We start from the raw sequence: 12,720 nt of genomic DNA on the forward strand, positions 1-12,720 counted from the left end.
CATTCACCGGGCGCCGCGCTGGTCGCCGGCAACCGCCGTCGCCGTGTCGCCGCCGAACCCGCCCAGGATCACGTTGAAGAACGAGCGGTTCATCGCCTTGCACATGATGTACGAGAGGATCGCGCCGCTCGACCCGACCAGCGAGCCGGCGATGATCAGCATCGCGTTGTTCAGCGAGAAGCCGATGCCTGCCGCGGCCCAGCCGGAGTACGAGTTCAGCATCGACACGACGACGGGCATGTCGGCGCCGCCGATCGGGATGATGATCAGTACGCCTAGCAGGAACGACAGCGCGGCCATGGCGATATACGGGCGTCCACGCGGGCGCCAGCGCCGGCGTCGAAGCAGAATACGAGGCCCAGGCCGAAGATGGCGACGGCCACGCAGCAGGTTGACCATGTGCTGGCCGCGGAAGCGCACGGGCGTGCCCTGGAACAGCCGGAACTTGTACTTGCCGGCCAGCTTCGCCGAACGCGATCACGGAACCGGAGAACGTGACGGCGCCGACGAAGGTGCCGATGAACAGTTCGATGCGGTTGCCGAACGGGAGCGGCTGCGCCGCTGCTCGGCGATGCGGAATGCCCACGGCTCGGACGACGGCGGCCACGGCGATGCAGACCGCGGCCAGGCCGATCAGCGAGTGCATGGCGGCGACCAGTTCCGGCATCTTGGTCATCTCGACCTTGCGCGCCGCGATCGGCGCCGATGCCGCCGCCGACGACGGTGCCGAGCAGGCACGAGCCCGAAGCCGAACCAACCGGTCGCCATCATGCGCCTGCAGCTTGAACGATCAGGGCGACCGTGGTGAGCGACCGCGATGGCCATGCCGGCCATGCCGAACGCGTTGCCCATGCGCGCGCTCGCGGGCGAGGACAGGCCTTTCAGCGCCTGGATGAAGCACACGGATGCCACCAGGTAGAGCAGGGTCGACGACGTTCATGCTGATCAGGTTCATGCGGCCTCCTTGGCACGGACAGCCCCGGCGGCGGCGTCTGCGGCCGGCTTCGCGGCCTTCGGTTCCTTCTTCTTGAACATCTCCAGCATGCGCTGGGTGACGAGGAAGCCGCCGAACACGTTGCACGGCGGCCAGGGCCACGGCGATCGGTGCCCGGCGATCTGGCCGAGTCAGGCTCCGTCAGGCCGGCGGCCAGCATGGCGCCGACGATGATGATGGCCGAGACGGCGTTGGTCACGGCCATCAGCGGCGTGTGCAGCGCGGGCGTGACGGTCCAGACGACGTGGTAGCCGACGTAGACCGCCAGCACGAAGATGATGAGGTTGATGATGGTATGACTGACTTCCATGGGCATCTCCGTTGTGAGTGATGTCAGGCGCTTTTGCGCAGGATCTCCGTCGCCCGCGCACACGAGCGTGGCGCGGACGATCTCGTCCTCGCGGTCGATGACGAGCTTGCCGTCCTTGTCGATCGATCGAGCTTCAGGAAGTCCAGCACGTTGCGGGCGTACAGGGCCGACGCGTCGGCCGCCACGAGCGCCGGCCAGGTTCGGTTCGCCGATGATCGTCACGCCGTGCTTGATCACCGTCTTGGCCGAGCTCCGTCAGCGGGCAGTTGCCGCCCTGCTGCGATGGCCATGTCGACGATCACGGAGCCCGGTTTCATCGCGCGCACCGTCTCTTGCCGAAATCAGCACGGGCGCCTTGCGGCCGGGAATCAGCGCCGTCGTGATGACGATGTCCGCGAGCTTCGCGCGCTCGTGCACGAGTTCCGCCTGGCGCCGCATCCAGTCGGCCGGCATCGGAGCGCGCATAGCCGCCCGCGCCGTCGGCGATCTCGCGTTCCTCGTCGGTGAGGCAAGGCACGTCGATGAACTTGGCGCCCAGCGATTCCACCTGCTCCTTCACGGGCGGACGCACGTCGGACGCTTCGATGACGGCGCCCAGGCGCTTGGCGGTCGCGATGGCCTGCAGGCCGGCGACACCGACGCCCATGATCAGCACGCGCGCCGCTTTCACGGTGCCGGCGGCCGTCATCAGCATCGGCATGAAGCGTCTGATAGGCATTCGCCGGCCATGATCACGGCCTTGTAGCCGGCGATGTTGGCCTGCGACGACAGCACGTCCATCGACTGGGCGCGCGTGATGCGCGGCGCCGCTTCCAGCGCGAAGGCGGTACAGGCGCGGCCTGCGGCCATGCGCGGCCAGGTTGGCTGCGTCGAACGGGTTCGAGCATGCCGATCAGGACGGCATCGCGCCGCATCAGCGCGCGCTCGTCGCCGGCATCCGGTGCGCGGACCTTGAGGACGAGGTCGGCGCCGAAGGCGTCAGCCGCCGGTGCCGATGACGGCCGCCGGCGCCGCGTAAGCGTCGTCGACCGATGGACGCGCGCAGGCCGGCGCCGGACTGGACGATCAGCTGGTGTGCTGCCGCCAGCTTCTTGACGGTTTCGGGCGTGGCGGCGACCCGTGTCTCGCCCGGACGTGTCTCTGCCGGTATCCCTATTTTCATGCATGCTCCAATGTCGTGATGAGTGAAATGGTGGGGTAGTGCTCACGCAGCGATGATAAGGGAAGGTCGCTTGATATGTTCTATCTTATATAAGACATAAAACATAAAACTTGTCACGAAGAATCAAGGGCTTGCCGCCGTCGTTTCAGGATGCGGGATCGGATTTTGCGAAACGGGATCGATGGCGTGCTCTGTCCACGTCCAGGATTTTGTGATGTGAAAAGTGGTTCGGCGGTGTGAAATGCATGTCGGCCCGCGAGCTTCCTTTAATTGTCAATTTGTCCTATATTTGTGTTAAACGTGCAGGCATGACGAACTGCTCCCCAGCGAAAGGAAGCCGATGACAGCCTCCATCAAGCGTCGCGGCGGTCTCCGGGCCCAGGGCATGCGGACCCGGGCCTGCATCGTCGATGCCGCGCGGGCGCTGCTTCTGGAGTGCGGCAGTCTCGACTTCCAACGTCGGGCGCGAAATCGCGCTGCGGACAGGGATCAGCATCTAGCAACCTTCAGTATTACTTTCCCACGCGGCTGGCGCTGCTGCGGGCCGTGCTCGCACCGGTGATCGAGGCCTGCGCGACTTGAAGCTGGTGCTGGACGAGACGGCGCCGCCGCGGGTCAAGCTGCATCTGCTGATGGGCAGGGCACTGCACGACGCGGCCGACGCGGAGCGCGCGACCCGCGCTGATGCGCCATTTCCTGTGTGCTGGTCGCCGTCGATCCGGTCACCGCGCAGCTGCTGGAGGCGCTGGTACGCGGCGCTGCCGCCGCGAGCGTCACGGCGCTCGTCTGCGCCGCCAATCCCGCGCTGGCGAAGACGACGTGCCGGGATATCGCCGCGTTGATGATCGCCGTGGCGGACGGCGTCACGGTGCGCAATGGCGCCGGGATGCGCGAGCGCGGCGATCCGCACGCGCTGGACCAGGCCATTCGAGCGACGGTCGACCGCCTGCTCGACGGTCCCGTCCGCGAGTCCTGAATCGCCCGGTGTTGCAATCCCGCCGCCGCAGGGGAAAAATCCCGCGTGTATTTTATTCTCACGTCCTATCTTTGGTACGATGAACCAACACAGGCGGAGCGACTGGCGTACGGAAGCATCATGGAGATCGAACAGCAACTGTTTTTCCTGTCGTTTGGCGTCCTCGCGGCGACGTCATCGATCTTCGGCCTGAAGTTCTTCATGAAGGGCAATCACCTGCTCGGCACCGAGTGGCTCCTCGTCGCGCTGTCGGCCACGAGCATCCTGGTCTACGCACTCGGCAGCGTGGACGCGGCATACGACGTCGCGTACTTTTGCGATGCCTTCCTGCGCGGCTGCGGCGGACCGGCCATCATGATCCTGGGCCTGATGGCGGTAACGCACGACTACAGGCCGCTGCCGTATTTCGACCTCTACCTGTTCGGGGGCGCGGCAGCCGGCACGGCCGCCCTGGTGGAGGCCGATGCCGCGGCCCGGTTCAGTCCCGTGTTCTACCTGTGCACGTGACCATCCTGTCGTGCTACCTGGCCTATTTCGCCTGGCGCCTGCTGGCCATGGGCGTGGTTCGTCATGCAATCGGCGTCGGACTGGCACTCGTCGCGGCGCAGGCCGTGGCCGTGCTCTACGACTTCGTCACGTTGCCGGGCGACGAAGAGCATTTGTTTTTTTACACCCTGGCGGCGCCTGTCTGGTCGCTTCTGTGCGCGGGAGATGATATTACGCGTATTGCGCGCTGGAGCGCGCCATCCCGGACCGTGTCCGGGACGACGACCGCCGGGAAGCGCCGGGGCGCTCGTTCTGAAAACGAGACGCCGGCGCGGGCGAAGCGGGAATGCAACGCGCTCGGCCCATTCAATATATTCCCGTGCGGAAACCGTGTACGATGATGTCCTGCCGGCCGAACCGGCCGAAGTACGTCGTCTCCGCATCGTCGAGTGTATCGTTTGTTGTCAATTTTCCCCAATTTTCGCGTCAGGTCATTGACCCGCCTGATCTGCCTGCTGCTGTTCGTGGACTTCGTGTGCTTCGTCGGCATCGCGGTCTGGAGCCGTACGCTCGCCTATCAGAACCAGATCCGGGAAGGCGTCGTCGCCACCCGCGACATGTCCGACGCCGCGCTCCGCCATGCCGAGTCGACGCTGGACGCGGTCGGCTGGATGCTGACGGGCCTCGCCGAGCGCATCGAAGCCGGCGGGAACGAACGCGAGGGCCTGCGCCGCCTGATGCTGGTGCGCGTGCGGGAGCACGGCTCGCCCCTGGATCGCCTGTTCGTGATCGACAAGGCAGGGCGGCTCGTGGCCGGGACCGCGGACCAGGACGGCGCCGATCTGGAAGACGTGTGGCGCGCGAGTGTCGCCTATCACCGCGCGCATCCCGACCGCGGCATCCGCGTCGGTGCCCCGGCCGGACGGCCGTTCCTGACGGTGTCGCGCCGCGTCGACGACGCGGACGGACGTTACGCGGGCGTCGTCCTGGCCACGATACCGCAGCGGTATTTCCAGGATTTCTACCGGCAACTCGCGTCGCGGCCACACGACATCGTGTCCCTGGCGCTGGCCGACGGCACGCCATTGGCACGCGTGCCGGCCGCAACCGCCCGCACCGCCGCCGCGCCACCGATCCGCCTGAAGACCAGGGCAACCGAGGTCGAGCTGTTGCACGGCGTCGCCCGCTCGGCCAAGTACGGCCTGGTCGCCGATGCCGCGGTAAGCAAGGTCGACGTCCTGGCCGACTGGCGCAGGGCCACCTGGCAGGAAAGCGCGGCGCAGGCGGGCGAGATGCTCGCCGTCTACCTCGCCAGCTACTGGCTGATCGGCCAGATGCGGATCCGGGAACGGCTCGAGCGCACGCTGCGCAGCACCCAGGACACCCTGGAGAAGCAGAACGCGGCCCTGGCCCGCCTGGCGGACACGGATGGGCTGACAGGCCTGCACAACCGCGCCGCCATCTGGACGAGCGCCTGGCAGCGGAAGTCGCGCGCGCCGCGCGCGAGCGCACCCCGCTGTCGCTGGTCATGATGGACGTGGACTTTTTCAAGCGCTACAACGACGCCTACGGTCATGCGGCGGGCGACGATTGCCTGCGCATGGTCGCAGGCGTCCTGGCCGCCACCGTCAACCGGCCGGCCGACCTGGCGGCGCGCTTCGGCGGCGAAGAATTCGCCGTCCTGTTGCCGAACACGCCGCCGGACGGCGCCCGCGGCATCGCCGAGGCGATCTGCCGGGGCGTGCGTGCGGCCGGCATGGCACATCGCGCGAGCGATCTCGGCTTCGTCACGATCAGTGCCGGCGTCGCCACGATGATGCCCGCACCGGGCGACGATGCGCGCGCACTTGTCGAGGCCGCGGATGCGGCACTCTACGGCGCCAAGGCGTCGGGCCGTAACCGCGTCGGCATGCGCTGACGCCATCCGGCACGCCGGCGGACCGGCCGCCGCCGCTTCCATCCCTCCACATCTGGACTCGTCGCGCGACGGGTGACTTCCTTCCTGCGCTTGCTAGAACGACGGCCACGCGCCGTTGTTTTTTTATCTTATAGTTTGTATTGTTGTCCTAAGTTGGGTACGATGTCCTAAATAACGATTGGGAGACGAACCATGTACGAGCGACCGGAAGCACACGCTGCGCCGCGGCCGCCACGCCGCCGCGGCGGCCGTCGTCCCGCGGCGGCGCTGCAGGAACGCGAGCGGGAGCTGCTCGACGTGGCGAAACAGCTGTTCGTGCGCGACAGCTACCACCAGGTGAGCATCGCGACCATCGCGACGACAGTGCGTGTCGCCACGAAGACGATCTATGTGAAGTTCGGCGGCAAGCGCGGACTGCTGCGTGCGGTCGTCGAGCGCGACGTGGACGACTGGCAGCGCGAGGTTGACGCGATCGAGGCATCCGGCGCCGACATCCGGGCCCGGCTCGAAACCCTGGCCTGCCTCATGCTGCGCCGCGCGCTCTCGGAGCAGCGCGCGCATCTGCATGCGGATGCCATGGTGGAACGCAGCCCCGAACTGGCCGAACTCGTCGCGCCCGTCGCCGCATGCGACAGGGCGGTGCTGGCGCGCCTGATGGCGGACTGCACGACCGTTCCGGCAGCGCGGCGGCCGGCCCCGACATTCTCGGCGACGCCTTCATCGGTTGCGTGCTGGGACGGCACATCGGCGCGCACGGCGGCATGGCGCGCTACGCCGATGCCGAGCGGCTGCAGGACATGGCGGCTGCCGGCGTGGCGGGCTTCCTGGCGCTGGTCGGGAAACCATGATGTTGCACGACACGTTCCTGCTGCGGCAATTGAGCGAGCTGACCGACGCGCTGAGCGGGCAACGGACAACGAAATGGCCGCGCACGACGGGGCACGCTGATCAGCGCTGGTCGGCCGAGAAACGGCAGCGCCTGTTGCGCGACCTGACCATGCGCCGCACGGCCGGCGAATCGTTCGGCTGCATTGCGCAGGCGCTGAACGAGCGCGGCGTGCGCGGCGAACATGGCGGGCGCTGGTATGCGGCATCCGTACGACATTTCATTCTCCGAACGCAGATGGAAACACGCTGACCGGACGCGTTCACCCTCCGGGGCCAGGGTCCGGCGCCACCATGCAACAACCTCACCCATGAACATGAAAACGATAACTCTCGCATCCTTGCTCGTCCTCCCGCTCGCGGCATCGTCCGCGTGGGCGCAGGACGACGCAGCCCGGGCAATCAAGGTCAGCGGCTTCGGTACCGGCGCCCTGACGTGGACGAACACGAACGACGCCCTGTTCGCGCGCCCTTACCAGGCCGGCGGCGCAGGCACGAAGCCGCGCTCCGGCGTCGATTCGAACGTCGGCCTGCAGGTCGACGCGCGCATCAACGACTGGTTGTCGCTGACGGGACAGGGCATCGTCCGCAAGCTGGAGACGGACGCGTATGGCGCGACCGGCACGCTCGCCTTCGCCAAGGCAAGACTGTCCGATACGTTCGACGTGCGTGTCGGCCGCGTGCCGCTGGCCGCGTTCCTCGTCTCCGATTACCGCAACGTGGGCTACGCGAACACGATGCTGCGTCCGTCCCAGGAGGTGTATGCCCAGGTCCCTAACGACAGCCTCGACGGTGCGGACCTGGACTGGCGCCATGAGATCGGCACCGCGACGCTGACGACGCAGGTCGGATTCGGCCGCTCCACCGCCAAGCTTGCGGGCGAAACCGTCACGTTCACGAATGCCCGCGTGGTGAACGTCGTGCTCGAGCAAGGTCCCGTCACCTTCCGCTTGGGGCGCGACGACGCGCGGATGACGCTGACGGAAGGCGGCGTGCAGTTGCCGAAGACGAAGGTGTCGTTCACGGCCGCGGGTCTCGCGCTGGACTGGAACGACATCGTCGTGCAATCCGAATACACGACGGCACGCGCATTCGGCGCCACGACCCGGGGCTGGTATGCGATGGGCGGCTACCGCTTCGGCAAGGTGCTGCCGTTCTTCAGCCACGGCAAGCTGACCGGCGAGGTCGGGCAATCCACCGACAGCGTCGGCGTGCGTTGGGATGCGTTCCGGTCCGCCGACATCAAGTTCCAGGTCGACCGCGTCAAGCCGCAAGGGACCGGCTTGTTCAATGCCGCCAAGCCCGGCTTCCGCGGCCCGGTCACCGTCGGCGCGGTCGCCGTCGATTTCGTATTCTGAGGAGGCAGCCATGCACAACATCCACCTGTCGTTCGCTTTTGCCGCCATCCTCGGCATCGCACTGCCGGCACGGGCCGAAGTGGTCGTCGTCGTCAATCCGAAAGCGCCCGTGGCGTCGATGACGAAGGACGAGGTCGCCCAGTATTTTCTCGGCAAGTCGAGCGCGCTCGTGCCGATCGACCAGCCGGAGAGCGCCCCGATCCGCGCGGAGTTCTACAAGAAAGTCGCCGACAAGGACCTGTCGCAGGCAAAGGCGCTGTGGTCGAAGCTGGTCTTCACCGGCAAGGCGACGATGCCCAGGGAAGCGGGCAACAGCGACGATGTGAAGAAGGCCGTCGCAGCGAACCCGAAAGCGATCGGCTACATCGACAGGAGCGCCGTCGACGCCACCGTCAAAGTGATCTACACGGCGCCCTGATCAACCTGCCGACCCCGAGGCCACCATGAGCATCAAGCGCAGGATCTGGGCACTGCCCGTCATTTCCATTCTCGTATTTGGTCTCGGAATCGGGGTCAGCTCGGTGATCGCGACCGATGCGCTGCACGCGATCGACCGGACCGCTCGCCTCGACTATCCGTTGCTGGACCTGACGAAGACCCTCACGCAGGAAGTGGGGGCCGTGACCGATGGCCTGCGCGATGCCGTCGGCGAGGCCGACAGGGCGCGGCTGGTGCAGATCGCCGAGCAGGCGGCCGCGGTGCGTGCGCGAATGGCCAGGCTCGCCGCCATGGATGGCCAGAAGCAGGCCGGCGAGCGGTTGGCGCGCGAGTTCGACGCCTACTACCTGCCGGCGCTGGCGTCGGCCCGCATCATGCTCGATATCGAAAAGGGCGACGTCCAGGGCGAGGTGGCGACGATGCAGAAGGCCCAGCGCATCCTGCAGGACGACCTTGCCCGGACCGGCGGGACTGCGCAGCGCCAGTTCCATGCCGGCATCGATCGCAGTGCCACCGGCGTGCACGACGTATTGTGGACGATGGTGGCGACCGCGTCGCTGGTCGTTGCCATTCTTGCCGTCGTATCGTGGTTCGTCGTGAAGGCGATCTGGCGCCAGTTGGGCGGGGAGCCGGAATACGCGCGTGCGATCGCGCAGGCGGTGGCGGGCGGCGACTTGTCGATGACGATCCGGACCGAGCGCGGCGACAGCGTGCTGGCCGCCCTTGCCGAGATGCGCGCGCGGCTTGCCGTGATGGTGGCGGGCATCCAGGGATCGGCCGCCGCGATCGCATCGGCCAGTGCGGAGATTGCACGTGGCAGCGCGGATCTCGCCGGCCGCACGCTGGCGCAGGCGGACGAACTCGAGTTCACCAGCCAGTCGATGCGGGACCTGACGGGAACGGTCGAACGGAACACCCGGAGCGTCGACGAGGCAAGCCAGCTCGCCGGCAAGGCGACGCGGATCGCCACGCGCGGCGGCCAGGTGGTCGACGGCGTCGTCGCGACGATGGGCGAGATCAATGCCTCCGCCACGAAGATCGGCGACATCATCGCCGTCATCGACGGCATCGCGTTCCAGACGAATATCCTCGCCTTGAATGCCGCCGTCGAGGCGGCGCGTGCCGGCGAGCAGGGGCGCGGCTTCGCGGTCGTCGCAAGCGAGGTGCGCAACCTGGCGCAGCGCAGCGCGGCCGCGGCGAAGGAAATCAAGCGGCTGATCAGCGATTCGCTGGCCAAGGTCGATGCCGGAAACGCACTCGTCGACGAAGCGGGCGACACGATGCGGCAGATCCTCGCATCGGTTCGCCAGGTGGAAACCATCATGGTGGAGATCGATGCCGCCGGCCAGAGCCAGGCGACCGGCATCGAGGACATCGGCCGGGCGATCGGCAACATGGACGGGATGACGCGGCAGAACTCGGCGCTTGTCGAAGAGGCATCCGCCGCCGCCGAATCGTTGTCGGACCAGACCACGCAGCTGACCGAGGCACTTTCGGTCTTCCGCCTCGAGTCGCGTACGCCGGCGCCTTCGTGGCGTGCGGTTGGCGTTCGTCACAAAGCGGACCGCGGCGCATTCGGTGCGCACCGCACGACGCCTGTTTGACCTCACCGATGCCGGCGTCTCGAATCGCAACAGGGTTCGCGCAGCCTGGCGCGGCGGCCGAGCCAGCGCGGATCAGTCCGGCGCCAGCGCCACGCTGCCCACGTAACCGTCCGGCACCGCCAGCGGCCGACAGGCGCAGCCGGCCAGGCGTGCATCCTCGTCGGCCAGCCATTCCGCCAGCGCCTGGCCCAGGCACTTGAGGCGCGCCTCGCGCGCGCTCCACGCGCGCGCGAACGCGGCGGCGCGCGCGGCCGCGGGCAGGCGGGCCAGCGCGGCCGCGTACACGGGGCCGAGGTAGTCGCGGGCGACGGCCTGCCAGTCCGGGACGTCCGTCACGCGCATCAGGTCGATGCCGACGGCGCCTCCGCCAAGGCACAGGGCCGCCACCGACAGGTCGCCGTCGTGGCTGATCGACAGCGCGACGCGCCGGCCGTCGCCGAGCAGCGCATACGGCGCTGCGCCCGGCGCGCCGCACAGCCGGATGCGGTCAAGCGGCACGTTGCTCGCCTCCGCCAGTGCCGCCAGCACGGCGGCGCGGATCGTGCGGCGTGCCGTGGGCCGGTCGGGCTGGCCGCGTACGCCGACGACGTGCACGGGGTCCGGCGCCAACGGATGCATCCACGAACCCGCCATCCGCCCACCAGCGCACGGGCACCGCGTCCATCACACCCGCTGCGGCGCCGCGGGCAAGCCGTTCCACGCGGTCGCGGCCGGGATGTGCTCGCCCTTCATGACGAGGGTCAGCGGGCCGAGGCGGGCATTGTCGCCGACCTTCGCGCTGTACAGCACGGCGCTGCGCGGTCCCATGTAGACCTTGCTGCCGATGTCGACGTGGTCGATCTTCATGACCCGGTCCTCGAACAAATGCGTCTGCGGGCAGGACAGCGCGTTCAGTTCGCTGTGGTCGCCGATCGTCACGCAGTCGAATTCCGTGATGTCCGTCGTGTCCATGTAGACGCCGCGGCCGATGCGGCAGCCGAGCAGGTTGAACGCGATGGGCAGCCACGGCGTGCCGCGCAGGTAGCGCATGAAGTTGGGCACGGCGATGCCTTCGTACATGTTCGTCACGCCTTCGGACAGCCACACGAACGGCGTCCACATCGGCTCCGCGCGCTTTTCATAGCGGCCCAGCAGCAGCCATTTGAACGCGAGCACGAAGAGATAGTTGCCGACGCCGTAGGCGAGGCCGACGAGGGCCATGTCCCAGATCACTTCGCTCCAGCGGCCGGCGCCGGCGATCGGCATCAGGTCCAGCACGACCGTGTAGCCGACGGCGATGACGACGGCGTGCGGCGCGACGATGCGGAAGGCTTCGACGAGCGCGCGGCCGAGGCGGCGCGTCGCCGACGGGCGGTACATCAGGTGTTCCGGGTAGCCGCTGACCTGTTCGCGCGCCTGGGAGGCGGATTCGGCGGCGAACGGAGCCACGTGTCGCCGCCCGTCATGCGTTCGTTCGCCGGCGCGTGCGTGTGCACGCCCACGAGCACGCCTTCGGGCAGCACGGTGCCGTCCGGGATATAGCTGCCGTTGCCCACGAAGCTGCGGTTGGAAACGACCGTCGCCTCCATCGTCATCCAGCCGCCGTCGATCTGCTCGTCGCCCAGCATCACGGCGTCGGCGATGAAGGTTTCGTCGCCCAGGGTCAGCATGTCGGGCACGACGCCCAGCGCCGTCGAGATCTCGGCGTCGCGGCCGACCTTCGCGCCCAGCAGGCGGTACCAGAACGGCGCGAACACGGTCGCGTAGATGCCGTGCAGGACGTTCAAACTCGATTCCTGGATATGGCTCACGAGCCATTTCTTGCAATACGCGTTGCTGTGCACGGCCGAGCGCCCCGGCATCATGCGCGGCAGGAAGCCCCAGCGGATGGCGGCCGACACGAGCATCGTCAGCGCGATCAGCACGGCGGAGGCCGGCAGGGCCAGCACGAAATAACGCAACAGCTGGCCCTGGATCGAATTCTGCGCCAGCACGGGCAAGGTGCCCCGTTCGTCGAACCAGTCGATCAGCACGAAGCTGGGAAAGACGGGCATGAAGAACAGCGTGGCGACGAGCAGCATGCCGAATACGAAGAACAGCCCTTCGCCCATCAGGCGGGCGCGGCTGACGGGCGGGCGCGGCGGCAGCGTGGACGGATCGAACGCGCCGGCGTCGCGCGCGGGCGAGCCGCTCCAGACGCGGCCGTCGGGCACGGCCGCGCCGTCCGGCAGCGCGGACTGGCCTTCCAGGTGGCCGCGCCGGCCCACGCGGGTATCGCCTTCCAGGATCGCGTACGACGACACGCAGGCATCGTCGTCGAGGGCGATGGCGCCGAGCAGCAGGCGGCCACGTTCCACGCGCGCGTTCTCGAAGTTGACGGCATTGCCGATGCTGACGTTGTCGCCGATGTCGAGCAGGTCCGGCGCGCGGATCGTCAGCGAACCGATCACGACGTCGTGGCCGACCTTCGCGCCCAGCATGCGCAGATACCAGCCGTACAGCGAGGTGCCTGGATCATCCAACTAACTCCTCCGTTTTAACCTTAGGTGCTGGATCATCCAACTAACTCCTCCTTAACCTTAGGTGCTGGATCATCCAACTAACTCCTCC

The 12,720-nt window shown here is 67.7% G+C and carries 13 protein-coding genes and 3 pseudogenes; 10 read left to right on the forward strand and 6 right to left on the reverse strand.

From position 1 onward, the window contains the following. Positions 1 to 15: 15 nt before the first annotated feature. The 3 pseudogenes from ACWNCF_RS04535 to ACWNCF_RS04545 all read right to left on the reverse strand — a co-directional run. A pseudogene (locus tag ACWNCF_RS04535) lies at positions 16 to 955 on the reverse strand (NAD(P)(+) transhydrogenase (Re/Si-specific) subunit beta); the annotation flags it as partial. Further along, a pseudogene (locus ACWNCF_RS04540) lies at positions 952 to 1,304 on the reverse strand (NAD(P) transhydrogenase subunit alpha). The pseudogenes ACWNCF_RS04535 and ACWNCF_RS04540, both read right to left, overlap by 4 nt. 23 nt (positions 1,305 to 1,327) lie before the next feature. Then, positions 1,328 to 2,466, reverse strand: a pseudogene (locus ACWNCF_RS04545) (Re/Si-specific NAD(P)(+) transhydrogenase subunit alpha). A gap of 700 nt (positions 2,467 to 3,166) precedes the next feature. Here ACWNCF_RS04545 and ACWNCF_RS04550 point away from each other — a divergent pair. The 10 genes from ACWNCF_RS04550 to ACWNCF_RS04595 all read left to right on the forward strand — a co-directional run bounded on the left by ACWNCF_RS04550 (position 3,167) and on the right by ACWNCF_RS04595 (position 10,131). Beyond that, the gene (locus tag ACWNCF_RS04550) at positions 3,167 to 3,442 is read left to right on the forward strand and encodes a hypothetical protein (RefSeq protein WP_449406184.1); all 276 of its coding nucleotides are present in this window, start codon (positions 3,167 to 3,169) and stop codon (positions 3,440 to 3,442) included. Positions 3,443 to 3,562: 120 nt separating this feature from the next. Further along, positions 3,563 to 3,949 (forward strand): hypothetical protein, encoded by a 387-nt coding sequence (locus ACWNCF_RS04555; RefSeq protein WP_449406185.1) that lies wholly within the window; start codon positions 3,563 to 3,565, stop codon positions 3,947 to 3,949. After that, positions 3,940 to 4,329, forward strand: a complete 390-nt coding sequence (locus tag ACWNCF_RS04560; RefSeq protein ID WP_449406186.1) for a hypothetical protein — start codon at positions 3,940 to 3,942, stop codon at positions 4,327 to 4,329. The genes ACWNCF_RS04555 and ACWNCF_RS04560 overlap by 10 nt, the downstream gene beginning before the upstream one ends. A gap of 123 nt (positions 4,330 to 4,452) precedes the next feature. Then, positions 4,453 to 5,460 (forward strand): PDC sensor domain-containing protein, encoded by a 1,008-nt coding sequence (locus ACWNCF_RS04565; RefSeq protein WP_449406196.1) that lies wholly within the window; start codon positions 4,453 to 4,455, stop codon positions 5,458 to 5,460. Then, positions 5,403 to 5,846 carry a diguanylate cyclase gene (locus ACWNCF_RS04570; protein ID WP_449406195.1) on the forward strand — a complete coding sequence of 148 codons (444 nt, stop codon included), beginning with the start codon at positions 5,403 to 5,405 and terminating at the stop codon, positions 5,844 to 5,846. The genes ACWNCF_RS04565 and ACWNCF_RS04570 overlap by 58 nt, the downstream gene beginning before the upstream one ends. A gap of 192 nt (positions 5,847 to 6,038) precedes the next feature. Beyond that, complete coding sequence (locus tag ACWNCF_RS04575) at positions 6,039 to 6,794, forward strand: TetR/AcrR family transcriptional regulator (RefSeq protein WP_449406187.1); 756 nt, start codon at positions 6,039 to 6,041, stop codon at positions 6,792 to 6,794. 34 nt (positions 6,795 to 6,828) lie between these two features. Beyond that, the gene (locus ACWNCF_RS04580; protein WP_449406188.1) at positions 6,829 to 6,984 is read left to right on the forward strand and encodes a recombinase family protein; all 156 of its coding nucleotides are present in this window, start codon (positions 6,829 to 6,831) and stop codon (positions 6,982 to 6,984) included. Positions 6,985 to 7,048: 64 nt separating this feature from the next. Then, the gene (locus tag ACWNCF_RS04585) at positions 7,049 to 8,089 is read left to right on the forward strand and encodes a hypothetical protein (RefSeq protein ID WP_449406189.1); all 1,041 of its coding nucleotides are present in this window, start codon (positions 7,049 to 7,051) and stop codon (positions 8,087 to 8,089) included. 10 nt (positions 8,090 to 8,099) lie between these two features. After that, positions 8,100 to 8,507, forward strand: coding sequence for a hypothetical protein (locus ACWNCF_RS04590; protein WP_449406190.1), 408 nt, complete (start codon positions 8,100 to 8,102; stop codon positions 8,505 to 8,507). Between the two features lie 25 nt (positions 8,508 to 8,532). After that, positions 8,533 to 10,131, forward strand: coding sequence for a methyl-accepting chemotaxis protein (locus tag ACWNCF_RS04595; protein ID WP_449406191.1), 1,599 nt, complete (start codon positions 8,533 to 8,535; stop codon positions 10,129 to 10,131). A gap of 72 nt (positions 10,132 to 10,203) precedes the next feature. On the opposite strand, the gene ACWNCF_RS04600 is transcribed toward ACWNCF_RS04595, so the two are convergent. Genes ACWNCF_RS04600 through ACWNCF_RS04610 form a run of 3 tightly spaced genes read right to left on the reverse strand, consistent with a single transcriptional unit; the run spans position 10,204 to position 12,632 of the window. After that, entirely contained in the window at positions 10,204 to 10,749 is a 546-nt protein-coding gene (locus tag ACWNCF_RS04600; protein WP_449406192.1) for a 4'-phosphopantetheinyl transferase superfamily protein, read from the reverse strand. Positions 10,750 to 10,794: 45 nt separating this feature from the next. Next, positions 10,795 to 11,559 carry a hypothetical protein gene (locus tag ACWNCF_RS04605; RefSeq protein ID WP_449406193.1) on the reverse strand — a complete coding sequence of 255 codons (765 nt, stop codon included), beginning with the start codon at positions 11,557 to 11,559 and terminating at the stop codon, positions 10,795 to 10,797. Further along, positions 11,490 to 12,632, reverse strand: coding sequence for a hypothetical protein (locus ACWNCF_RS04610; RefSeq protein ID WP_449406194.1), 1,143 nt, complete (start codon positions 12,630 to 12,632; stop codon positions 11,490 to 11,492). Before ACWNCF_RS04610 ends, ACWNCF_RS04605 begins: the two co-directional genes overlap by 70 nt. Positions 12,633 to 12,720 lie beyond the last annotated feature (88 nt).

This window comes from Massilia phosphatilytica (genome assembly GCF_977014125.1).